We start from the raw sequence: 23,955 nt of genomic DNA on the forward strand, positions 1-23,955 counted from the left end.
GGCCGAGGAGATCGCCAGACAATCGCTGTCCCGCTTGCGGGAGGGAGGAAAGTCCGGGCTCCAGAGGGCAGGGTGCCAGATAACGTCTGGGCGGCGAAAGCCGACGGAAAGTGCAACAGAAAGCAAACCGCCTAAGCAGCTGGGTTTTCGGATCCGGTTGACGGTAAGGGTGAAACGGTGCGGTAAGAGCGCACCGCGTGGGTGGCAACACTCCACGGCGATGGTAAACCCCACTCGGAGCAAGACCAAATAGGGACCCATTACGGCGTGGCCCGCGCTGGGTCCGGGTAGGTCGCTAAAGGTATATGGTGACGTATACCGTAGATGAATGATTGTCCAAGACAGAACCCGGCTTATCGGCGGTCTCCTCCAATCATTTTGTTCAAGTTTTGATACAGCTGTGACGGATCCGTTACAGTCCGCCTTGTGGTAATCCTTTGATTTACAACACTTCCTGTTTGTTCTGATTGGTCCACTACCTGGTCATCTATCAAGGTGACTCATAATTGCTTGATTCCATTGGTTTGCTGCGATGCAGCATCCTTGCATTGGCTATGGTTAATTTCTATAGTGTCGTGCTGTGGGATAAAGTGGGTAAAAGTGGGATTTTGGGCCGTTAAGTGGTTTTCTGGGGTGGACTTGTATGTTCCGGGGCGTTAATCAGATCAATCTCGATGCCAAGGGGCGCATGGCGATCCCGGCTCGTTATCGTGAGCAGATTAATCGCTGTTGCGAAGGCCAACTGGTTGCCACTATTGATACCGAGGCCCGTTGCCTGCTGATCTATCCGCTGGAAGAGTGGGAAGAGATTCAGGAAAAGGTTGAAGCACTGCCCAGCTTTAATCCTGCGGCCAGAAGAATCCAGCGCCTGCTGATTGGTCATGCGACTGACCTTGATATGGACAGCAACGGGCGTCTGCTTTTGCCGGCGCCTTTGCGTGAATATGCGGTGCTGGATAAGAAAGTTGTATTGCTCGGGCAGGGGCGGAAATTCGAACTCTGGAGTGAGCCGTTGTGGCTGGCGACAAGAGACCAGTATTTACAAGAAGTTGAGGGAAGCGGGGCATTGCCGGATGAGTTGCAAAGCCTTTCCCTCTGAGCCTGGATGACACTAACAGATGGCGCAGGAATTTTCACATACCACCGTATTGCTGGATGAAGCGGTGAACCTTTTGGTCACAGATGAGGCCGGCTTTTACGTTGATGGGACTTTTGGCCGTGGCGGCCACAGTGGTCTGATCCTGAAGCATCTGGGTGAGCATGGGCAGTTGATGGCGATCGATAAAGATCCCGAAGCGATTACTTACTCTCAGACCCTGTTCGCAGACGATAACCGTTTTTCAATATGTCACGGCAGTTTTGCTGAGCTGGAGTCGTTCGTGACTGCCCGGGATATGAACGGAAAAGTTGATGGCATCCTGCTGGATCTGGGAGTTTCGTCACCTCAGCTGGATGATGCCTCCCGTGGATTCAGCTTTATGAATGACGGCCCGCTTGATATGCGGATGAATCCGACGGTGGGTGAGAGTGCTGCTGACTGGATCAACCGTGTCGACGAGAAAGAGATGGCCGACGTGTTCTACATCTATGGTGAGGAGCGCTTCTCCCGCCGTATGGCCAAAGCCGTGGTTGCCGAGCGTCAGCTGGAACCGATCACGACCACAGCGCGGCTGGCAAAGATTATCACCGAAGCGAACCCGGCCTGGGAAAAGGGTAAGCATCCCGCCACCCGTGTTTTCCAGGCGATCCGTATCTACGTTAACCGTGAGCTGGAAGATCTGGAAAACTGCCTGCAGCAGTCGCTTGAGATGCTGAAAGAAGGTGGGCGCATGGTGGTGATCAGCTTCCATTCATTGGAAGACCGTATCGTTAAACGCTTTATTCGCAAGTACGTCAAGGGCGATGAGCATATTCCGCGTGGTATTCCGGTGACTGAAGAGATGCTGGATCAGCGTCTGAAGGCCGTCGGAAAGGCGTTGAAACCGGGTAAGCAGGAAGTCGACGATAATCCCCGTGCCCGCAGCGCCGTTATGCGCGTTGCCAGCAAGTTGAGGTAAGTATGCTGGACAGACTGCGTCAGGCGTGGCAGCAGCGGCAGAATTCTGCGCCCGTTTCCGAGACGGCGGCGGCTGAGTTGTCGCTGTATCGCTTCGAGCAGTTGTTGCGTCCGGCTCTGCTCCTCCTCCTACTGACATCGGTGCTGGTGGGTAGCGCACTCAGCGTCATTCTCAGTGCCCATGAATTCAGGAAACGCTTCCATCAGCATCAGTTACTGGTGCAGCAACGAGATGACCTTCAGGTTGAGTGGGGGCAGTTGTTGCTGGAAACCGGCGCCTGGGCTGCCAACAATCGTATAGAACAGCTGGCCGTTGAAAAACTCAATATGAATGTGCCCGGACTCGAATCCATCGAGGTGGTTCGCGATGAGTGACCCTGCTCTGGTAGACAAAGCCCGGGGCTGGCGCCTCTGGCTGGTATTGATATTGTTGCTGCTTATTGCCGGTGCGATCTCTGCGAAACTGTTCAGTCTCTATCTGCAGGATCAGGAATTTCTCCAGAGCCAGGGCGATGCCCGCTCCCTGCGGACTATCGAAGTGCCGGCTCATCGCGGCATGATCACGGATCGTAACGGTGAGCCGCTGGCGGTCAGTGCGCCGGTGGCAACGATCTGGGCTGACCCGAAGAAGTCTGATCTGGATAATCCCGGTCTTGCGCGTCTTGCCCAGCTGTTAAAGAGTAACAAGAAGAAACTGGTTAAGCGGTTGGCGAATAACCGCGAACGCCGTTTCCTCTACCTCAAACGTCAGGTTACGCCGGAGCTGGCAGAGCAGGTACGTCAGCTGCGTATACCGGGCATCCATGTCGATCAGGAATATAAACGCTATTACCCGGCGGCAGAGGTTGCTACACACCTTGTTGGTTTCACTAACCTGGACGGCCGTGGGCAGGAAGGGCTGGAGCTGGCATTTGAAGAGTGGCTGGGGGCTGAGAACGGCCGGCAACTGGTGATGAAAGATCGCCTGGGTCGTACGATCAAGCATATCCGTGAGCTATCGCCGGTGAGTAACGGTAAATCACTGCAACTGACCATCGACCTGCGGATGCAATACCTGGCCTATCGTGAACTGAAAGCGGTAGTCGCTGCCCATAAAGCGGATGGTGGTTCTCTGGTTATGTTGGACTCCGCTACCGGTGAGGTGCTGGCGATGGTCAATCAGCCTTCCTACAACCCTAATGATCCCGCCCAGCGTATTTCGACCGCACTGCGCAACAAGGCGATGACCGATGTTTTTGAGCCGGGCTCGACCATGAAGCCGCTGACCGTTGCGGCCGCGCTGATGAGTGGCCGTTACACACCATCGAGCGTAGTTGATACTTCTCCGGGATATATGCGAGTGCGACGCAAGACCATACGCGATCACCGGAACTACGGCTCACTGGATATAACCGGCATCATCGCCAAATCCAGTAACGTCGGGGTGGCCAAGCTGGCCTTGAGTATGGAGGCCGGTTCCGTACGCAATCTTATGTCGAATGCAGGTATCGGGCAGGCTACCGGAGTCGGCTTTCCGGGCGAGCAGGGCGGACGGCTGCCATTCCTGAGTAAGAAACAAGACGTACAACGTGCGGCATTATCTTATGGTTACGGGCTTTCCACCACGCCGCTCCAGCTGGCCCAGTCCTATCTGCCATTAGCCAATGATGGATTGCTGAATCCGGTTTCGCTGATTCAGGGGCAGGATATGAAGCGTGATCCCGTCAGGGTAATGCCGGCCACCGTCGCGCGTCAGGTACGCGGAATGATGGAATCGGTAATCAGTGTGGCCGGTACCGGACGCCGGGCTGCCGTACAGGGCTATAAGGTTGCAGGTAAAACCGGTACGGTGCACAAAGTCGGTGCCCAAGGATATATCGACGATCAGTATATCTCGGTGTTTGCCGGTATGGCGCCCGCGAAAAATCCACGCCTGGTGATGGCGGTTATGATCGATAACCCCAGGGGGCAGGAATACTACGGCGGAGAAGTGTCGGCACCGGTCTTTTCCCGGACAATGGCGGGGGCGTTGCGCATGATGAATGTGGCACCCGATACAGTAATTAAGAGTAATGGGCAGGTAGCTCAACGATGACCGGATCTGTGAAAACACTTTCCGAACTGATCGCTGAAACAGCGGATCATCCGCAGGGTAATATTTCTGTGTCCGGTATCCAGCAGGACAGTCGCCTGATCAAGCCAGGCGAGCTGTTTGTGGCGCGCACCGGGGCTGCCGCCAACGGACTGAGCTACATCGCCCAGGTCGAGCAGCAGGGTGCCGCTGCAGTACTGGTTGATGCTGCCGCTGATCTGTCCGGCCTGGAAACCTCGCTTCCGGTCGTCGCCATTGAAAATCTGCAACAACGGATGGGGCCGATCGCCGCAGCCTTCTATGATCACCCTTCCCGTCAGCTCAGGATGATTGGCATTACCGGTACCAATGGTAAAACGTCCTGCAGTCACTTTATCGCTCAGGCGCTGAATCGCAGTGGCTGTAAAGCTGCACTGGTTGGCACTGTCGGCAATGGCTTTCCGGGAAGTTTGCAGTCTGCCAGCCATACCACACCCGATGCCATCGGCTTACAGCAGCTGCTGGCAGGCTTTCTGGCCGAGGGCGCGCAGGCGGTGGTGATGGAAGTCTCCAGTCATGCTCTTGAGCAGGGGCGTGTAACGGGAATCGAGTTTGATTTTGCTGCCTTTACCAATCTCAGCCGCGATCATCTGGATTATCACGGCACAATGGAGGCTTACGGCGCTGCCAAGGCCGGACTGTTTCGCGATTTTGCCCTGCAGGGCGCGGTGATCTGTGCCGATGATCCGTTTGGCCGCTCGCTGATCGGTGAGCTGTCGCAAACGCCTGGCGTCCTGGGATTTGGCGAGGCTGCATCTGATCTGCATCTGCGCAACTACGAACTGAATAGCGGCGGTATTGAACTGACTCTTGCTACGCCCTGGGGTGAGGTGAATGCCGTTACCTCTGTGGTGGGGCGCTATAACCTGCATAACCTGATGCTGAGTGCCGGTATCCTGGGACTGTGTGGTCTGACGGCCGATGAGATAGGTGAGCAGCTGGGGCAGCTGGATGCCGTGCCGGGACGGATGCAGTGCCTGGGCGGTGGTGAAGCCCCGTTGGTGGTGATCGACTATGCCCATACGCCGGATGCGTTGCAGAAAGCGTTGGAGGCAGTCAGGGTGCATACAGTTGGACAGCTCTATTGTGTGTTCGGTTGTGGTGGAGACCGGGATAATGGCAAGCGCCCTGAAATGGGGCGTATCTCTGCAGCGCTGGCTGACCGGAGCTATGTCACCAGTGATAACCCGCGTTCGGAAGAGCCGCAGCAAATTATCGACATGATACTGGCAGCAATGCCCTCGGGTGACGAGGTGCAGGCCGAGGTTGACCGCCGCAGCGCTATTCAGCAGGCGATTACATCCGCCGGAGCGGGGGATGTAGTGTTAATTGCCGGCAAGGGGCATGAAAATTATCAGGACATTATGGGCGTGCGCCATCACTTTGATGATGCGGAAGAAGCTGCACTTATGCTGGCGGAGGTGAAGGGATGATTGGTGAGTGGAATCTTTCCCTGTTGCAGCAGAATTTTGGGGGTGAGCTGAACTGTGATGACGGCCGCCAGGTGAAGTTCACGGGCATCAGTACCGATACCCGCCAGTTGCAGCCGGGACAGCTGTTTATCGCCCTGCAGGGGCCGAACTTTGACGGTAACCGCTTTGTTGCGCAGGCGCTGGAAAAAGGTGCCGCTGCCGCCGTGGTTACCAAGCTGCAGGACAGTGATATCGCACAGTGGTGTGTGGCAGACACCCGTATCGCGCTAGGCCAGCTCGCCAACCTGAACCGGCAGCGTTTCGATGGCCCGCTGATCAGCGTCACCGGTAGTAGCGGCAAAACCACCGTTAAGGAGATGCTGGCCAGTATTCTGGGACAGGTTCAGCCGGTGCTGGCAACCCGTGGCAACTTTAATAATGATATTGGTGCGCCACTGACGCTGCTGGAGATCGGAGCGCAACACCACGCGGCGGTGATCGAGCTGGGTGCCAGTGCCGAAGGTGAGATCGATTATACGGCCCGCCTGGCGGCGCCCCAGATCGCGATTCTGAATAATGCTATGGGCGCTCATCTCGAGGGATTCGGATCGCTGATGGGTGTTGTCCGGGCTAAGGCAGAGATCTTTGATGGCCTGCAGAAGGATGGGGTTGCGGTAATCAATCGCGATGATCCTCATGCGGACCACTGGCTGAAAAAGGTGGCTTCGCTGGCGGTGCGGGTGATGACCTTTGCCCGCGACCGGGCCGATGCCGATGTTACCGCCTTGGATCTTCAGGCGCAGAACAATGGCTGCTACCGCTTTCAGCTCTGCCTGAACGGCGAGCGTCGTGAGCTGGCCCTGCAGGTGATGGGGCGTCACAATGTGGCCAATGCACTGGCGGCGGCTACAGCCGCATCAGCCTGTGGCATTGCTGTGGATCAGATTGTTACAGGGCTGCAGCGATTCTGCGCAGTGTCGGGGCGGATGCGGCGATATCGGGGGGCGCAGGGTGCGCTGCTGATTGATGACAGTTATAACGCCAATCCAGGCTCAGTCCGTGCGGCCATTGACCTGCTGACCGAACTCGGTGGCGAGCGGGTACTGGTGCTTGGGGATATGGGTGAGCTGGGCGAGGGCGCAGCTGAAGAACACTCTGCAATCGGAGCTTACGCAGCACAGAAGGGGATCGACCGTGTTTTTGCGGTGGGTGAGCTGAGTGCGTTATCGGTGGCGGAATTTAAGCAGTATGGCGGTGATGGGCGTCATTTTAAAACTAAAAAAGCGTTGATCGAAACACTGGAAAGCGTTTTGGGGAAAACGGTAACGGTGTTGGTCAAAGGTTCTCGCAGTGCCGGAATGGAGATCATCATTAAGGCGTTGCAGGAAGGGGAAACAAACTAGATGTTATTGTTACTTGCTGATTTTCTTGCGGAATTCCACAGCGGTTTCGCGGTTTTCCAGTATCTGACGCTGCGAGGCATTCTTGGCATACTGACCGCGCTGCTGATCTCACTGGTGCTCGGGCCGGTATTGATCCGTAAGTTGCAGGTTAAGCAGATTGGCCAGGCGGTTCGCCAGGACGGGCCTGAGTCACACCTGAGCAAGTCAGGGACGCCGACCATGGGCGGAGCCCTGATCCTGCTGGCCATCTCTATCAGCACCCTGCTGTGGGGAGACCTGAGCAACCGTTATGTCTGGATCACGCTGATCGTTACACTGTTGTTCGGCGCAGTGGGCTGGGTGGATGACTACCGTAAAGTGATCGAGAAGAACTCCCGGGGGCTACCCGCTCGCTGGAAGTATTTCTGGCAATCCGTGGGCGGCTTCGGTGCTGCGATCGTGCTGTATTTTTCCGCTCAGACCCCGGTTGAAACGCAGCTGATCCTGCCGTTTTTCAAAGATGTGGTGGTTGAGCTGGGTATCTTTTATATCGTCTTCACCTATTTCGTGATTGTCGGCAGCTCCAATGCAGTGAACCTGACCGATGGCCTGGATGGGCTGGCAATTATGCCCACTGTGATGGTCGCCGCCGCACTGGCTGTTTTTGCCTATCTGACCGGTAATATCAAATTCGCCGAGTACCTGTTGATTCCTTATGTTGCGGGTTCAGGTGAGCTGATCGTTTTCTGTGGCGCCATTATCGGCGCCGGTCTCGGCTTCCTCTGGTTCAATACCTATCCGGCGCAGGTGTTTATGGGCGATGTAGGTTCGCTGGCGCTGGGGGCGGCACTGGGGATTGTGGCGGTGATCGTGCGCCAGGAGCTGGTGCTGCTGATCATGGGCGGTGTGTTTGTAATGGAGACGGTTTCAGTCATCCTGCAGGTGGCCTCCTACAAACTGACCAAGCGCCGTATTTTCCGTATGGCACCGATTCATCACCACTTTGAACTGAAAGGCTGGCCGGAACCGCGGGTTATCGTCCGGTTCTGGATTATGACCGTAGTGCTGGTGCTGATCGGGCTGGCAACCTTGAAGATTCGTTAGGGGCGGGCACGATCATGGGTTTAATTACCAGCGATAAGAAACGCATTGTGATCGGGTTGGGCATCACCGGAATGTCGGTGGTGCGCTGTTTCCTGCGAGAGGGGCTGCCATTTGCTGTGGCGGATACCCGGGATGTGCCGCCGGGACTGGAACAGCTGAAATCTGACCATCCGGAGCTTGAGGTGCGGACCGGGCCGCTGGATGCGGACTGGCTGAGCAACGCCAGTGAGCTGATCGTCAGCCCGGGTATCGCAATTGCCGAACCTGCGATTCAGGCAGCGGCGGATGCCGGTGTAGCGATCCGCGGCGATATTGACCTGTTCTGCGAGCGGATCTCGGCACCGGTGATCGCGATTACCGGCTCTAACGCGAAAAGCACGGTGACCACCCTGGTGGGTGAGATGGCGAAAGCCGCTGGTATTGATGTTGGCGTTGGCGGGAATCTGGGCACCCCGGTGCTGGATATGCTGGCGGAGCGGGAGCAGGCACTGTATGTGCTGGAGCTGTCCAGCTTTCAGCTGGAGACCACCCACCTGTTGCGGGCGGAGGTGGCGACCGTGCTGAATATCAGCCCTGATCACCTCGATCGCTACGACAGCATGCAGGATTACTACCGGGCTAAGCACCGGATCTTCCGGGGATGCCGCAAGGCGGTGGTTAATCGCGATGATTCCCTGACTCTGCCGTTGCTGCCTAAGGGGGTAGAACAGCTGGCGTATCATGCCGGCCGTCCCGACCTGAAGCTGTTTGGTATTGCGCAGGAGCAGGGCGAGGATTACCTGGCGGTCGGTCTGGACCGGCTGATGCCGGTGGCAGAGCTGCCGGGGCTGGGGCAGCATAATACGGTGAATGCGCTGTCGGCACTGGCGCTGGGTTTTGCTGCGGGGCTGCCGCAGGAGGCGATGCTGCAGGCGCTGCGGGAGTTTCGCGGCTTGCCTCATCGTTGTGAGTTTATTGTTGAGAAGGACGGTGTCAGTTGGGTGAATGACTCAAAAGGCACTAATGTCGGCGCTACTGTTGCCGCGCTGACCGGACTGGGGCCGACGCTGGCAGAGGGCGCGGGTATTGTGCTGATCGCCGGCGGCGTGGGTAAAGGGGCTGAGTTCTCCGAACTGAATTCGCCAATGCAGCGCTTTGGGCGTGGTCTGGTGCTGATCGGTGAAGATGCACCGAAGATCGCGGCCGCAGTGGATATCGAAACCCGGCACGCTGATTCGATGGCGGATGCCGTGGCGCAGGCGGCAGAACTGGCTGCGCCGGGTGATATTGTCCTGCTCTCTCCGGCATGCGCCAGTTTCGATATGTTTAAGAACTTCAATGTACGGGGCGAGGCCTTTGTGCAAGAGGTTGAGGCGCTGTGATGATGGCGATGGCGGGCGTAGCCAACCCACGGATGAAGGGGGGAGTATTGCCCTTTGATCCCTGGTTGGTATTATGCGCCGCCTGTCTGATGCTGACCGGCTTCATCATGATCAGCTCCGCATCACTGGAAGTCGCTTCTCGCAACAATGGCACGCCTTATTTTTATATGCTGCGACAGGGGATCTTTATCCTGATGGCGCTGGTGGGTGGTCTGATCGTCTGGCGTATTCCGATGGCCTTCTGGCAGCAGAAAGGTCATTGGTGGATGATCGGAGCTGCGGTGTTGCTGGTGCTGGTGCTGATTCCGGGGGTTGGGCGGGGCGTTAATGGCAGCCATCGCTGGTTGCCGCTGGGGCCGATCAACCTGCAGGCTTCCGAGGTCGCGAAGTTCTGTATGGTGATGTACATGGGAGGCTATCTGGTACGCCGCCTGAAAGAGGTCCGGACCAGCTGGTCCGGCATCGCCAAGCCGGCACTGCCTCTGGGAATTTATGTGGGACTGCTTTATCTGGAGCCCGACTTTGGCGCGGTGGTGGTGCTGACCAGCACGGTGATGGGAATGATCTTTCTCGGAGGCATGCGCTTCTCCCAGTTCATTCTGGTCGCGGGGGGCGCTGCGAGCCTGCTGGCTCTGGTGGTCGGTCTGCAACCCTATCGAGTGGCTCGGCTGCAGAGCTTTATGGATCCATGGAAAGACCCCTTCGGCACCGGCTATCAGTTATCTCAGGCGCAGATCGCCTTTGGGCGCGGTGACTGGTTTGGCACCGGTCTGGGAAACAGCGTACAGAAACTGTTTTATCTGCCGGAGGCGCATACCGACTTCGTGTATTCGGTGCTGGCTGAAGAGATGGGGCTGATCGGGGCGCTGGTGATTATCCTGATCTATGCCGTGCTGGTGGTGCGGATGTTCTTGATCGGCCGTAAAGCTGAAAGCATGCGGCAGTTCTTTATGGCCTACGTGACTTATGGCTTTAGCATCATCATGGCCGGACAGGCCCTGATCAATATCGGGGTGAATGTCGGAGCTTTACCGACTAAAGGTCTGACTCTGCCACTGGTCAGTTATGGCGGTAGTAGTTTACTGGTTTGCGTGGCGATGTTAGCGGTGATTTTGCGTATTGATTACGAACTGAAGCGCCTTCAGATTGGGGCAGCGGGAGATCCAGACCCGCAAAATGATGAACGGGAGAGCGGCAAGAATGGGTGACCGCAGAGTTGCATTAATCATGGCGGGTGGCACTGGCGGACATGTCTTCCCGGCCCTGGCAACAGTACATGAGTTACAGGGCAACGGTGTTCATTGCGAATGGTTGGGAACGGCAAAGGGCATCGAGGCTGAAGTCGTGCCTGCTGCTGGTCTGAAACTGCACTGTATCAGCGTCAGTGGCCTGCGTGGCAAAGGTAAGCTTGGCTTACTGCTGGCACCGTTTAGGTTGCTGTGGGCTTTGGTGCAGGCGCTGAAGGTGATCCGTCAGGTGAAACCTGATGTGGTGCTGGGTATGGGAGGCTTTGCCTCCGGACCGGGCGGCGTGGCGGCGTGGCTGCTGGGGATCCCGCTGGTGATTCATGAGCAGAATGCCCTGGCAGGGATGACTAACCGGTTGCTGTCCCGTGTCGCCCGTCGGGTACTGGAAGCGTTTGACAATGGCTTTCAGGGCAAGGTGGAAGCCGAGCAAGTCGGTAATCCGGTGCGCGGTCCTATCCTGCAAATGGGCGAGCCTGAGCAGCGTTTCGGTGATCGTCAAGGGGCGCTGCGTCTGCTGGTGGTTGGCGGCAGTTTGGGGGCTAAGGCGTTAAATGAGGCGCTACCGCAGTATCTTGCGGCATTGCCGGAGGAGGAGCGCCCGGAGGTATGGCACCAGACCGGTAAACGTACTTTTACCGAGACGCTGCAGAGTTATGAGTCATTGGGAGTGACAGCAAAAGTCGTTCCTTTTATCGATGATATGAGTGAGGCTTACGGCTGGGCAGATCTTGTGATCTGCAGATCCGGAGCCTTGACGGTCAGCGAGCTGGCGATTGCGGGTGTTCCATCGCTTCTGGTGCCTTTCCCGCATGCCGTCGACGACCACCAGACTAAGAATGCAGAATATCTCTCCTCTCTGGGGGCGGCACAATTGCTACCGCAGCCGGAGCTGAATGCAGAGACACTGAAACAGATAATTAATGGCCGCTTCAGCAGTCGCGATGCGCTGCTGGTTATGGCCAGAAAGGCTAAACAGCTGGCCCGCCCCGAAGCCGGGAAACGGGTGGCGGAAGTTTGCCAAGAGGTGATGAAGTAATGATTAAACAGGGACAGGCAGCGATGTTTGAAGTACCTGAGATGCGCCGTATCAGCAGTATCCACTTTGTTGGTATTGGTGGCGTTGGTATGTGTGGTATCGCTGAAGTGCTGTTGAACCAGGGGTATACCATCACCGGTTCCGATATACGTGAGTCAGCGACCACTAACCGCCTGCAGGCAGCAGGGGCAACCATCTTTATTGGCCATGCCGAAGGTAATGTGGCGGCGGCCGATGTTGTGGTGGTTTCGACCGCGGTGAATGAACAGAACCCGGAGGTTATGGCTGCACGGGAACGTCGGGTGCCGGTTGTGCGTCGCGCTGAGATGCTGGCGGAGCTGATGCGCTACCGTCACGGTATCGCTGTTGCCGGAACCCATGGTAAGACCACAACCACCAGTCTGTTAGCGTCGATCTTTGCCGAAGGTGAGCTGGATCCGACCTTCGTAATTGGAGGACGCCTGAACAGTGCCGGCACCAATGCACAGCTGGGCGGAAGCCGTTACCTGGTAGCCGAAGCGGATGAGAGTGATGCATCCTTCCTGCATCTGCAGCCGATGGTGGCGATCGTTACCAATATTGATGCCGACCATATGGAAACCTATGGCGGTGACTTTGGTACGCTGAAGAAAACATTTATCGATTTCCTGCATAACCTGCCGTTTTACGGCCTGGCCGTGATGTGTGTCGATGACCCTGTGGTGCGGGAAATCATGCCATCCGTCAGTCGTCCGATGCTGACCTATGGCTTCAGTGAAGAGGCCGATTTCCAGGCGTTCGACTTGCAGCAGCACGGCATGTATACCCGCTTCCGGGTACGCCGGCCTAAGGGACATGCCGTACTGGATGTGACTCTGAATATGCCGGGCCGCCACAATGTACAGAATGCCCTGGCGGCAATCGCCGTGGCGACCGACGAAGGACTGAGTGATGCGGCAATCTGCCAGGCGCTGGAGAAGTTTGCCGGTGTTGGCCGTCGCTTCCAGGTGCTTGGTGAAATTAAGGCGAAGGATGGTCTGGCGACTCTGGTTGATGATTACGGCCATCATCCTCGTGAAGTTAAAGCCGTGATCAATGCAGTCCGTGAAGGCTGGCCTGACCGCCGTCTGGTGATGATCTATCAGCCTCATCGCTATACCCGTACCCGGGACCTGTATGAAGACTTTGTACAGGTGTTGTCGGATGTGGATGTGCTGCTGTTGCTCGACGTTTATGCCGCCGGTGAGGAGCCGATCGCCGGTGCTGATGGGCGCAGTCTCTGCCGCAGTATCCGTCAGCGCGGTCAGATAGATCCGGTCTTTGTCAGCGATGCATCTGAAGTATCCGCTGTACTGAAGAACATCCTGCAGGATAATGATCTGCTACTGACCCAGGGCGCAGGTAACATTACCCAATTGGCACATACCCTGACTAACGAGACCCTGTTCGAAGAGGAGTAAGCGATGACTGACTACCGGATTACTGCTGAACAGGCGGCTGAGTTTGGCCGGGTCGCCGTGATCTATGGCGGAAACTCCGCCGAGCGTAGTGTCTCGCTGAACAGCGGTCGCGAAGTGCTGGATGGTTTATGTCGTGCGGGTGTCGATGCATTCGGGCTGGATCTTTATGGCGAGGGTGCGGCTGAAGATCCGATTCGTCAGTTGCTTGAGGCCTGCTTTGATCGCGCTTTCCTTATTCTGCACGGTCCTGTCGGTGAAGACGGTACCCTGCAAGGCGTACTGCGAATGATGGACAAGCCGTTTACCGGCAGTGATGTCACGGCATCGGCACTGGGAATGGATAAACTGCGCACCAAGCAGCTGTGGAAAGGAGCCGGCCTGCCTACCCCTGACTTTATGGTGCTGCGCAGGCCTGAGGATCTGGCTGAGCTAGAGGCATTGATCGGATTTCCGGTCATGGTGAAGCCTGCGCATGAGGGCTCAAGCATTGGTATGGCAAAAGCCGAGAATATGGCTCAGCTGCGCAGTGCCTATGAGCTGGCCCATGGCTATGATGGCCTGGTGCTGGCCGAACGCTGGATGAGCGGGGCTGAGTTTACCGTAGCGGTGTTGCACGGGCGCGCGTTACCCGCCATCCGGCTTGAGACCCCGCACGGTTTTTATGATTTTGACGCCAAATACACTTCGAATGATACCCATTACCTGTTTGAACTGGGAATCAGTGAGGAGAAAGAAGCCGAGTTGAAAAAACTCTGTGAAGAGGCGTTTCGGATGGTAGGGTGCAGCGGCTGGGCAAGAGTTGATGTGATGCAGGACCAGTATGGTGATTTCCAGCTGCTTGAAATTAATACGGCGCCGGGTATGACGGATCATAGTCTGGTGCCGATGGCTGCTCGCCAGAACGGCATGGCGTTTTCTGAGCTGGTTGTCGAAATTCTGAAAACGGCGGTTTAAGTGCTGGCACGACTGCGCAGGTTTCGCGAACCGGTTCCCTCTGTCACAGAGGCCTCCCGGGGGGCACCCGCTTCGGTTGCAGATGAGGGCTGGTGGTTACCGCTCTGGACGCTGACCGCGCTGCTGATCTTTATTGCCCTGATTGCCGGACAGGGCCAGCGGCTCTGGTTATGGCTGGATCGTCCGGTGACGCAGATTGCGGTCAAAGGTGACACTTATCACCTGGATCGAAAGCGCCTTGCGGAAGATGTGGCTGCTGTGGTGGATGCCACGTTGTTACAGCTGGATATTGCTGCCATACGGGATATGGTGGCCGCCCACCCCTGGGTACGGGAAGTGTCGGTAGGCCGGGACTGGCCACAAACGCTGCAGATCACCGTCAGGGAAGAGGTGCCTGTTGCGCGTTGGGGGGAAAAGGGATTGTTGAATCATCAGGGAGATATTTTCTGGCCGGAGCTGAAGCCGGAATATGAAAAGTTACCCCGATTAAGCGGCCCGGCTACGGATACGGCGACCGTTATGGTCCAGTTCCACGACCTGAACCAGATGTTCAGGCAGGCCGATCTGACGATAAAGGGGCTTAATCTCGAAGCGCGTGGTGCCTGGACGCTGATTCTTGATAATGGCATCCGGGTTGTAGTTGGAAGAGAAAATATAAATGAGCGCCTGCAGCGCTTTTTACGCATTTATCGCCGTGAGCTGTCTGCTCAGGCTGAGCGCATTGAGCAGGTAGATATCCGCTATTTCAATGGCGTTGCGGTAAAATGGCGCCCGGAAGCGGAAGAAGATAACACAGGTTGACAGAGATATGGGTTCAACGACAAATAGCAATATGATAGTAGCGCTGGATATAGGTACATCCAAGGTGGTTTGCCTCGTTGCCGAGGTGACGCTGGACGGCGCAATTGAGGTTGTCGGCATCGGTTCTCATCCCTCCCGTGGATTGAAGCGCGGGGTTGTCGTCAATATCGAATCAACCGTCAGCTCCATTCAGCGGGCTGTTGAAGAAGCCGAGCTGATGGCGGGCTGTAAGATTCATTCCGTCACAGTCGGCATTGCCGGCAGCCATATCAGTAGCCTGAACTCCCACGGCATAGTGGCTGTACGGGAGCGGGAAGTAACGGACTACGACCTTGAACGGGTGATTGACGCTGCCCGGGCGGTGGCTATCCCGGCTGATCAGAAAATTCTACACATTCTGCCGCAGGAATATGTAATCGATAACCAGGACAGCATCAAGGAACCGCTGGGGATGTCCGGCGTGCGCCTGGAAGCCAAGGTGCATCTGGTAACCGGCGCGATCAATGCTGTGCAGAATATCGAAAAGTGCATTCGTCGCTGCGGACTGGATGTCGATGACGTGGTCCTGGAACAGCTGGCATCAAGCTATGCGGTGCTGACGGATGACGAAAAGGAACTCGGTGTCTGCATGGTCGATATCGGCGGTGGCACCACTGATATCGCGGTATTTACCGGTGGTTCCATCCGCCATACGGCGGTGATACCTATTGCCGGTGATCAGGTGACTAACGATATTGCGATGGCTCTGCGCACGCCAACCCAGCATGCCGAAGAGATCAAGATCAAGTACGCCTGTGCGCTGGGACAGCTGGCCAGTGCCGATGAAACGATTAAGGTACCGAGTGTGGGGGATCGTCCTCCGCGGGATCTTTCACGTGCAGCGCTGGCCGAAGTGGTCGAACCCCGTTACGATGAACTGTTTACACTGATTCAGGCCGAGTTACGCCGCAGTGGTTTCGACGATCTGGTTGCTGCCGGCATTGTACTGACCGGCGGGACTTCATCCATGGAAGGCGCCGTGGAACTGGCAGAGGAAATTTTCCATATGCCGGTAAGGCTGTCGCGACCTCACGGCCTTCGGGGAATGGACGACATTCTTGAAAGCCCTATCTTCGCAACCGGCGTTGGCTTACTGCAATATGCAGGACAGAATCAGGAACGTAGTTTTGAGTCCGCGCGACCTGCCCAGCAGGACGCACCCGAACCGATTTTAGAACCTGTGCCCCAGATCAGTCTGCTGGAACGCATGAAATCCTGGTTCCAGGGTAATTTTTAACGCCATCTTGCATTAATCGCTTGATGTTGCTGATGACAGAATTATGATAGCGCCGGAAGGTAGTGGCAGGCGCACAAATGGAGGCTTGGCAGATGTTTGAATTATTAGATAACTTACCGCAAAACGCGGTCATTAAAGTAGTAGGTGTCGGTGGCGGCGGTGGTAATGCTGTCCAGCATATGGTGAGCACCGAGGTTGAAGGTGTTGAGTTTATCTGTGCTAACACTGATGCTCAGGCCCTTAACAATATGGCTGCCCGCACCGTGCTGCAGATCGGTGGTGAACTCACTAAAGGTCTGGGGGCGGGTGCAAATCCTGAAGTCGGCCGTCAGGCGGCCATGGAAGATCGTGAACGCATTACCGAGATGCTGCACGGTACCGATATGGTGTTTATCACTGCCGGTATGGGCGGGGGTACTGGTACTGGTGCTGCGCCTATCGTGGCTGAAGTCGCCAAAGAGATGGGTGTGCTGACCGTTGCGGTTGTCACTAAACCGTTTCCTTTTGAAGGCAAGAAGCGCTCGCTGATCGCCGAAGAGGGGATCAAATCTCTGCGTGAAAGCGTGGATTCCCTGATTATTATCCCGAATGCCAACCTGATGCAGGTTCTCGGGCGCAACTGCAGCCTGATGAATGCGTTTAATGCAGCGAACGACGTACTTCGCGGCGCGGTGCAGGGTATCTCTGACCTGATCACCCGTCCGGGTATGATCAACGTCGACTTTGCCGACGTCCGTACCGTGATGTCCGAAATGGGCATGGCGATGATGGGGACCGGCGTTGCCCGTGGTGAAGGACGCGCACTGGAAGCGGCTCAGGCCGCGATTAACAGTCCGTTGCTGGATAACATCGACCTGAAGGGCGCGAAAGGCGTACTGGTAAATATTACTGCAGGTATGGATCTGAGCCTGGGCGAATTCTCCGAAGTCGGTGATCTGGTGCATGAGTATGCGTCCGAGAATGCCACGGTTGTGGTGGGTACTGTATTTGACAGTGAACTTACTGACGAGCTCAAGGTCACAGTGGTGGCAACTGGTCTTGATAAGGCTCAGGAAGAAGTGCGGGTAGTCTCTTCCAATACGACCAAAAAGACCGATGGCAGCCTGGATTTTGAACAGATCGAACTGCCAACTGTCCTGCGTCGCCAGAAGGAAGATGCGCTGGCCGCACCGGAGACACACCCATCCCGTTCTTCAGATGCTGCAGCGCCAGCCGATAAAGAAGATGGAGACCTGGGATACCTTGATATTCCTACGTTTCTACGAAAGCAGGCGGATTGATTTCGCCTGCTCAAGTTGCTGTAAGAAACACAACTTTGGTATGATTGCCCGTTTGACGGCGCACCACTAACACGGCGATATATATGATCAGACAGCGAACACTAAAAAACAGTATCAAAGCTACCGGCATCGGCCTCCATACAGGTCAGAAAGTTTATCTGACATTAAAGCCTGCCCCGGTAGACAGCGGTATTGTTTTTCGTCGCGTCGATCTTGATCCTGTCGTTGAGATTGAGGCGCATGCACACAACGTGGTTGATACCACGCTCTCCACCAATCTGGCTAAAGATGGTGTGCGTGTTGCGACGGTTGAGCATCTCCTGTCAGCTATGGCTGGCCTCGGTATCGATAACGCGGTTATTGAACTGAGCTCGGAAGAAGTGCCAATCATGGATGGCAGTTCTGCTCCCTTTGTATTCCTGATTCAGTCTGCAGGGATTCATGAGCAGGATGCAGCGAAAAAATTTATCCGTATAAAGCGTGAAGTAACCGTTAAGGTTGATGATAAGTCTGCGACTTTCCGTCCGTTTCACGGCTTTAAGGTCGGCTTTAAAATCGACTTTGAACATCCAGCGTTCGAAGGCCGTAATATGGAAGCCTGTCTGGATTTCTCCAGCACCTCATTTGTAAAAGAGGTGAGCCGTGCCCGTACCTTCGGCTTTATGCGGGATATCGAATACCTGCGTTCCCAGAATCTGGTGCTGGGTGGTAGTTTCGAGAATGCGATCGTTGTTGACGACTACCGAATTCTGAATGAAGACGGTCTGCGTTACGAAGATGAGTTTGTTAAGCACAAAGTGCTTGATGCCGTGGGCGATCTCTACCTGCTGGGCAAAAGCCTGGTCGGTGAATTCTTCGGGCACAAGTCAGGTCACTACTTGAATAACCTGCTGCTTCGCGAGCTGCTGGCTCAGGAAGATGCCTGGGAGGTTGTGACTTATGAGGATCAGGACGCAGAAGCGCCGATCTCCTATCAAAAGCCGGTGCTGGCGGTAGGATAAAAAGGAAAGCCGAGCCTCCGGGTTCGGCTTTTTTATGCCCTTAGCCCGCCTTGTCCGTGGCTTTCTGTTTGACTAAGTCTGTGTCGACTAGCCGTCATCCCCAGGGGCGGGCTTTTCGCCGGGGCTCTAGGCATTTAGTCACATCCTTTTGATTTAATACATAAATATACGTCCTTGAGATTCTATTCTTCGCCCCAATAAAGGTAGAATGAATCACTTCCGCGCTATGTGGAAAGGAACCCGATATTAACTAGCTGAAAGTGCAAGCATGCTGACCTCTCTGTTCAAAAAGATATTCGGAAGTAAGAACGATCGTGAACTCAAGCGGATGGGACGTCTGGTTAAACAGATCAACGCCTTCGAGCCTGAGTTGGAAAAACTATCTGATGCTGAACTGAAGGCTAAAACTGAAGAGTTTCGCCAGCGTCTTAAGGATGGCGCGACGCTGGATCAGCTGTTGCCGGAAGCCTTTGCCGTAGTGCGAGAGGCCTCCAAGCGTGTGATGGGTATGCGTCACTTTGATGTACAGCTTATCGGTGGCCTGACGCTGCATGAAGGTAAGGTCGCAGAGATGCGTACCGGTGAAGGTAAAACCCTGGTGGCCACACTGCCGTCTTACCTCAACGCCCTGAGCGAGAAGGGGGTTCACGTTGTCACAGTGAATGACTATCTGGCGCGGCGTGATGCTGACTGGATGCGCCCGTTGCATGAAGCTCTGGGGCTGACCGTAGGTGTTGCGGTATCGGGACAGGACCCTGCTACCAAGCGTGCAGCTTATGCCTGTGATATTACCTACGGCACAAACAACGAGTTCGGGTTCGATTACCTGCGCGACAACATGGCGTTTAGCCTGGATGAAAAAGTCCAGCGCGAGTTTAACTTTGCCATTGTCGATGAAGTGGATTCTATCCTGATCGACGAAGCGCGGACGCCGCTGATTATCTCCGGCCCTGCTGAAGACAGCTCCGCACTTTATGCAGCGATCAATACCCTGATTCCGGAACTGGAACGCTTTGATGGCGAGATAGACCCGAAAGATGAATCTCAGGTAATCGACCAGCACTTCGTGGTTGATGAGAAGAACAGAACGGTCGAACTGACCGAGGCTGGCCACCAGATGGTGGAAGAGATGTTTAACAGCCACGGCCTGCTGCAGGAAGGCGAAAGCCTGTACGCCCCTCAGAACCTGAACCTGCTGCATCATGTGCTGGCCGCGCTGCGTGCCCATCACCTTTATGTGCGTGACAAGGACTATATAGTTCAGGACAGTCAGGTTGTCATCGTTGATGAGCATACCGGCCGAATCATGCCGGGCCGCCGCTGGTCTGAAGGCCTGCATCAGGCCGTTGAGGCAAAAGAAGGTGTGACGATTCAGCAGGAAAGCCAGACTCTGGCCTCCACCACCTTCCAGAACTATTTCCGCCTCTACAATAACCTGTCAGGCATGACCGGTACCGCGGACACTGAAGCCTTCGAGCTGCGCCAGATCTACGGCCTCGATGTGGTGGTGATCCCAACCAATAAGCCCGTTGCCCGTAAAGATGCCAATGACCTGGTCTACCTGACCATGGACGAGAAATATCAGGCGATTATTAAAGAGATTCGTGGTTGTCAGGAGGCCAAACGCCCTGTTCTGGTGGGTACCGCTTCTGTTGAGTCTTCCGAGCTGATCTCGGCGTTGCTGAAGAAAGAGAAGATCGCTCACAATGTACTGAATGCCAAGAACCATGCCGGTGAAGCGACAGTTATCGCCGATGCGGGTCGCCCGGGAGCGGTTACTATTGCTACCAATATGGCCGGACGTGGTACTGATATTATGTTGGGGGGGAAGCTTGACGCTGAGTTAGCTGCACTGGGCGACGAGGCGACGCCAGAACAGATTGAAGCGGCAACAGCGGACTGGAAACAGCGTCAGGCAGCAGTCCTCGAAGCCGGCGGCCTGCATATCGTGGGTACCGAGCGCCATGAGTCACGTCGTATCGATAACCAGCTGCGTGGTCGAGCTGGTCGCCAGGGTGACCCGGGTTCATCCCGTTTCTTCCTGTGCCTTGAAGATGACCTGATGCGGATCTTCGCTTCTGACCGGGTGCGCCAGTTTATGCAGGCGCTGGGTATGGAGAAGGGCGAAGCAATTGAGCATAAGATGGTGACCAACGCGATCGAAAAGGCCCAGCGTAAGGTTGAAGGCCGTAACTTCGATATTCGTAAGGCACTGCTTGAGTACGATGACGTGGCAAACGACCAGCGTACGGTGATCTACGGACAGCGTAACGAGCTGATGGCCAGCGATGATATTTCCGAAACTGTAGTTGCCGTTCGGGAAGAGGTTGTCGATGCTGCGATCAGCGAGTATATCCCGCCACAGAGTCTGGAAGAGCAGTGGGATGTGCCGGGTCTGGAGAAGACCATGGAAGCTGAGTTTGGCCTGAAACTTCCGATCGCTCAGTGGTTGGAAGAAAACGATAACCTGCACGAAGAATCACTGCGTAAGAAGCTTCAGGATGAAGTGAACGCCTCTTACGCAGCTAAAGAGGAACAGGTGGGTGCGGAAACTATGCGCACCTTTGAGAAGCAGGTGATGTTGCAGGTACTGGACACCTTGTGGAAAGAACATCTGCAGAGCATGGATCATCTGCGTCAGGGTATTCATCTACGTGGCTATGCGCAGAAAAACCCGAAGCAGGAATACAAGCGTGAATCCTTTGAGCTGTTCCAGCAACTGCTGGAAAACATTAAGCGCGATGTCGTGCGTATCCTGTCTCATGTTCAGGTTCGCGAACCTGAAGACGTGGATGCTATGGAGCAGCAGCGACGAGAGCAGGCCGAGCGTCAGCAGATGAACTACCAGCATGAACAGAGCTCTGCCATGCAGCAGGATATGCAGCTGGAAGAGTCTGATGTCGCAGTAGAAACTGATGAAGCAGTCGAGACCTTTGTGCGTGATGAGCGTAAGGTCGGTCGTAATGAGCCTTGTCCTTGCGGATCGGGTAAAAAATATAAACAGTGTCATGGCAAGCTGAGCTGATATCTATATCGGCGATGCACCGGGCATCCGGTCACTGGCAGTCATGCCTGTGACTCGTAACACATAAACAAAGCAGCCCCGGCTGCTTTGTTTGTCTTTAGGAGAGATTGAAATGGCTGTTGGACCTGATACCTTGCAGCGGATGCTGCCTGTCGCGGGCTTTAAACTGGGCACGGCTTCGGCGGGAATTAAAACCCCAGGACGCCTGGACCTGGTGCTGATGGAGATTGCGGAAGATTCCACCGTTGCCGGTGTCTTCACTAAGAATGCTTTCTGTGCTGCCCCGGTGCAGATCTGCAAGCGTCACCTTGAGGTCGCATCTCCACGCTATCTGTTGGTGAATACCGGAAATGCCAATGCCGGTACCGGTCAGCAGGGCTATCAGGATGCGATACTGAGCTGCGAATCAGTGGCGGGCCTGACTGCTACTCAGGACGCTGAAGTTCTGCCATTTTCCACCGGCGTTATCGGTGAAAAACTGCCGGTTGAAAAGATTGTCGCGGCGCTGCCCCAGGCTCAGGCTGATCTGAAAGAAGCCGGCTGGGAACGTGCAGCCAGCGGTATTCTGACCACTGATACCCGACCTAAGGGCAGCAGTGTGCAGATTGAGTATCAGAGTCAGAGCATTACCCTCACCGGTATCTCTAAGGGCTCCGGTATGATCAAGCCAAATATGGCGACCATGCTGGGCTATGTAGCAACGGATGCGGCCATTGCCCAGCCTCTACTGCAGCAGCTACTGACGCAGGCTACTGATAAGTCTTTCAACCGCATCACTGTTGACAGTGATACCTCTACCAACGATTCCTGCATTCTGGTTGCTACCGGTCAGTCCGGGATCGAAGTATCCGCGCAGGAACCTGAACTGTTGCAGCTTTTCAGCAGCGCACTGGAAGAGCTGATGCAATATCTTGCCCATGCCATCGTGCGTGATGGCGAAGGGGCGACTAAATTTGTCACTGTTCAGGTTGATGAGGCTGCAACTCAGGACGAGGCACTGGCGGTCGCGTTTGATATCGCTCACTCCCCGCTGGTTAAAACCGCACTGTTTGCTTCCGATCCGAACTGGGGGCGTATTCTGGCAGTAGTCGGACGCGCAGGTGTGGAAAATCTGGATATCGATGCGCTGGAGATTTACCTAGGCGATGTGCGTATTGTTTCTGCCGGTGGCCGCGATGCAAATTACACCGAAGAGGCAGGTCAGGCCGTCATGGACCAGGAAGAGATCTGCATCCGGGTTGTATTACACCGTGGTGAAGTGTCAGAAACCGTCTGGACCACCGACCTGTCGCAGGAGTATGTCAGCATCAACGCGGATTACCGTAGTTAAGATGTCAGTTGCTAAGAAAATCGTGCATGTAGCTGCTGCCGTGATCGTTGATGATCACGGCAGGATTCTCCTGGCGAAGCGCCCTGATGATAAGCATCAGGGCGGTCTCTGGGAGTTTCCGGGTGGTAAGGTGGAGTCCGGTGAGCCGGTTTCCTCCGCTTTGCTCAGAGAGTTGGATGAGGAGCTGGGCATCACCGTCATGGCGTCTTTTCCCCTGATTAAGGTTCCGTACCACTATCCGGATAAGTCGGTGTTGCTGGACGTCTATAAGGTGACGGCCTTTACCGGCGAAGCCTATGGTCGGGAAGGTCAGCAGGTACGCTGGGTTGAGCCAGCGGATCTGGATGACTATCAGTTTCCGGCGGCTAACCGGCCGATCGTCAATGCTGCATTGTTACCACAGCGTTTATTGATTACTGGCACCGCTGAACCTCAGGAGTATGTTGAGAAGGTCGCACAGGCGGTCAATCGCGGGGCTGAAGGCGTGATGTTTCGGGCTAATGCGCTTGATGACGCTTCCTTCGCGGAGCTGGCCGCCGTATTGCAGACCGGTTTCACACAGGCGCGTTTTCTGACCCTGAACTGTTCCATTGAGATGGCTGAAAAGCTGCGTGCTGATGCGCTTCACCTTAATCGACACCGTTTGCAGGAATTACAGGATCGCAAGCAGTTTAGCGGTCGCTGGCTCAGTGCTTCCTGCCACAGTCGTGAAGAGCTGCAGATGGCGGTGGAGAAGGGTGTGGATTTTATTTTGCTGTCACCGGTAAAGGAAACCTCCAGTCATCCGGGAGATGCTGGTATGGGCTGGGATCGGTTTGCCGATCTGCTGGCTGAATGCCCAGTACCGGTTTTTGCGTTGGGTGGAATGGGAGAGGAGGATCTGGCTCTGGCGTCCAATGCCGGAGCCCAGGGGATTGCCGCTATCAGTGCGTGGTGGGCGTAAATTCCTGCTCTGAGAGGTCATCTCCGGAGCTGAAGTCATTGGCATCAGCGGGAGTGTTGATCTGATACTCCTCGTTGGCCCAGGCGCCTAGATCGATCTGTTTGCAGCGTTCGCTGCAGAAGGGGCGGAATGGACTATTACTGTTCCATTCCATCTTTTTTCCGCATTGCGGACAATTCAGTTTAACTTTACTCATTT

The 23,955-nt window shown here is 55.5% G+C and carries 20 protein-coding genes and 1 other RNA gene; 20 read left to right on the top strand and 1 reads right to left on the bottom strand.

Annotated features, from left to right (window positions below; genetic code table 11):
• The first annotated feature begins 6 nt into the window (after window positions 1-6).
• The 20 genes from rnpB to Q354_RS0101925 all read left to right on the top strand — a co-directional run bounded on the left by rnpB (window position 7) and on the right by Q354_RS0101925 (window position 23,757).
• Window positions 7-372: RNase P RNA component class A (gene rnpB / locus Q354_RS27150), an RNA gene on the top strand.
• A gap of 271 nt (window positions 373-643) precedes the next feature.
• On the top strand, window positions 644-1,099 hold the full coding sequence (mraZ, locus tag Q354_RS0101835; protein WP_027856124.1) for a division/cell wall cluster transcriptional repressor MraZ: 456 nt from the start codon (window positions 644-646) through the stop codon (window positions 1,097-1,099).
• 19 nt (window positions 1,100-1,118) lie between these two features.
• Window positions 1,119-2,057, top strand: coding sequence for a 16S rRNA (cytosine(1402)-N(4))-methyltransferase RsmH (rsmH, locus tag Q354_RS0101840; RefSeq protein ID WP_027856125.1), 939 nt, complete (start codon window positions 1,119-1,121; stop codon window positions 2,055-2,057).
• Window positions 2,058-2,059: 2 nt separating this feature from the next.
• Window positions 2,060-2,431, top strand: a complete 372-nt coding sequence (gene ftsL / locus Q354_RS0101845) for a cell division protein FtsL (protein WP_027856126.1) — start codon at window positions 2,060-2,062, stop codon at window positions 2,429-2,431.
• Complete coding sequence (locus Q354_RS0101850; protein WP_027856127.1) at window positions 2,424-4,130, top strand: peptidoglycan D,D-transpeptidase FtsI family protein; 1,707 nt, start codon at window positions 2,424-2,426, stop codon at window positions 4,128-4,130. The genes ftsL and Q354_RS0101850 overlap by 8 nt, the downstream gene beginning before the upstream one ends.
• Window positions 4,127-5,599, top strand: a complete 1,473-nt coding sequence (locus Q354_RS0101855; protein ID WP_027856128.1) for a UDP-N-acetylmuramoyl-L-alanyl-D-glutamate--2,6-diaminopimelate ligase — start codon at window positions 4,127-4,129, stop codon at window positions 5,597-5,599. The genes Q354_RS0101850 and Q354_RS0101855 overlap by 4 nt, the downstream gene beginning before the upstream one ends.
• Window positions 5,596-6,981 carry a UDP-N-acetylmuramoyl-tripeptide--D-alanyl-D-alanine ligase gene (locus tag Q354_RS0101860; RefSeq protein ID WP_027856129.1) on the top strand — a complete coding sequence of 462 codons (1,386 nt, stop codon included), beginning with the start codon at window positions 5,596-5,598 and terminating at the stop codon, window positions 6,979-6,981. Before Q354_RS0101855 ends, Q354_RS0101860 begins: the two co-directional genes overlap by 4 nt.
• The gene (gene mraY, locus Q354_RS0101865) at window positions 6,982-8,064 is read left to right on the top strand and encodes a phospho-N-acetylmuramoyl-pentapeptide-transferase (protein WP_027856130.1); all 1,083 of its coding nucleotides are present in this window, start codon (window positions 6,982-6,984) and stop codon (window positions 8,062-8,064) included. It abuts the gene before it with no gap.
• A 14-nt stretch (window positions 8,065-8,078) separates the two neighbouring features.
• Window positions 8,079-9,425 carry a UDP-N-acetylmuramoyl-L-alanine--D-glutamate ligase gene (gene murD / locus Q354_RS0101870; RefSeq protein WP_027856131.1) on the top strand — a complete coding sequence of 449 codons (1,347 nt, stop codon included), beginning with the start codon at window positions 8,079-8,081 and terminating at the stop codon, window positions 9,423-9,425.
• Window positions 9,425-10,633: a putative lipid II flippase FtsW gene (gene ftsW, locus Q354_RS0101875; protein WP_027856132.1), complete on the top strand. Its 1,209-nt coding sequence runs from the start codon at window positions 9,425-9,427 to the stop codon at window positions 10,631-10,633. Before murD ends, ftsW begins: the two co-directional genes overlap by 1 nt.
• Complete coding sequence (murG, locus tag Q354_RS0101880) at window positions 10,626-11,708, top strand: undecaprenyldiphospho-muramoylpentapeptide beta-N-acetylglucosaminyltransferase (protein WP_027856133.1); 1,083 nt, start codon at window positions 10,626-10,628, stop codon at window positions 11,706-11,708. The genes ftsW and murG overlap by 8 nt, the downstream gene beginning before the upstream one ends.
• Complete coding sequence (gene murC / locus Q354_RS24260) at window positions 11,708-13,147, top strand: UDP-N-acetylmuramate--L-alanine ligase (protein ID WP_084332438.1); 1,440 nt, start codon at window positions 11,708-11,710, stop codon at window positions 13,145-13,147. Before murG ends, murC begins: the two co-directional genes overlap by 1 nt.
• A gap of 3 nt (window positions 13,148-13,150) precedes the next feature.
• On the top strand, window positions 13,151-14,101 hold the full coding sequence (locus Q354_RS0101890; protein ID WP_036228290.1) for a D-alanine--D-alanine ligase: 951 nt from the start codon (window positions 13,151-13,153) through the stop codon (window positions 14,099-14,101).
• A complete protein-coding gene (locus Q354_RS24265) occupies window positions 14,102-14,902 on the top strand; it encodes a cell division protein FtsQ/DivIB (protein ID WP_245600966.1) in 801 nt (266 codons plus the stop codon).
• 7 nt (window positions 14,903-14,909) lie between these two features.
• A complete protein-coding gene (ftsA, locus tag Q354_RS0101900) occupies window positions 14,910-16,178 on the top strand; it encodes a cell division protein FtsA (protein WP_027856135.1) in 1,269 nt (422 codons plus the stop codon).
• A gap of 92 nt (window positions 16,179-16,270) precedes the next feature.
• Window positions 16,271-17,458, top strand: coding sequence for a cell division protein FtsZ (gene ftsZ, locus Q354_RS0101905; protein ID WP_027856136.1), 1,188 nt, complete (start codon window positions 16,271-16,273; stop codon window positions 17,456-17,458).
• An 83-nt stretch (window positions 17,459-17,541) separates the two neighbouring features.
• Complete coding sequence (lpxC, locus tag Q354_RS0101910) at window positions 17,542-18,459, top strand: UDP-3-O-acyl-N-acetylglucosamine deacetylase (protein WP_027856137.1); 918 nt, start codon at window positions 17,542-17,544, stop codon at window positions 18,457-18,459.
• Between the two features lie 268 nt (window positions 18,460-18,727).
• Window positions 18,728-21,484: a preprotein translocase subunit SecA gene (gene secA, locus Q354_RS0101915; protein WP_027856138.1), complete on the top strand. Its 2,757-nt coding sequence runs from the start codon at window positions 18,728-18,730 to the stop codon at window positions 21,482-21,484.
• A gap of 112 nt (window positions 21,485-21,596) precedes the next feature.
• Complete coding sequence (gene argJ / locus Q354_RS0101920; RefSeq protein ID WP_027856139.1) at window positions 21,597-22,814, top strand: bifunctional glutamate N-acetyltransferase/amino-acid acetyltransferase ArgJ; 1,218 nt, start codon at window positions 21,597-21,599, stop codon at window positions 22,812-22,814.
• Window position 22,815: 1 nt separating this feature from the next.
• A complete protein-coding gene (locus Q354_RS0101925; protein ID WP_027856140.1) occupies window positions 22,816-23,757 on the top strand; it encodes a Nudix family hydrolase in 942 nt (313 codons plus the stop codon).
• Here Q354_RS0101925 and yacG read toward each other — a convergent pair.
• Window positions 23,738-23,953, bottom strand: a complete 216-nt coding sequence (gene yacG, locus Q354_RS0101930; protein WP_027856141.1) for a DNA gyrase inhibitor YacG — start codon at window positions 23,951-23,953, stop codon at window positions 23,738-23,740. The genes Q354_RS0101925 and yacG overlap by 20 nt on opposite strands.
• Window positions 23,954-23,955: the final 2 nt, after the last annotated feature.

The sequence above is a fragment of the Marinobacterium jannaschii DSM 6295 genome (genome assembly GCF_000620085.1).
Lineage (GTDB): Bacteria > Pseudomonadota > Gammaproteobacteria > Pseudomonadales > Balneatricaceae > Pontibacterium > Pontibacterium jannaschii.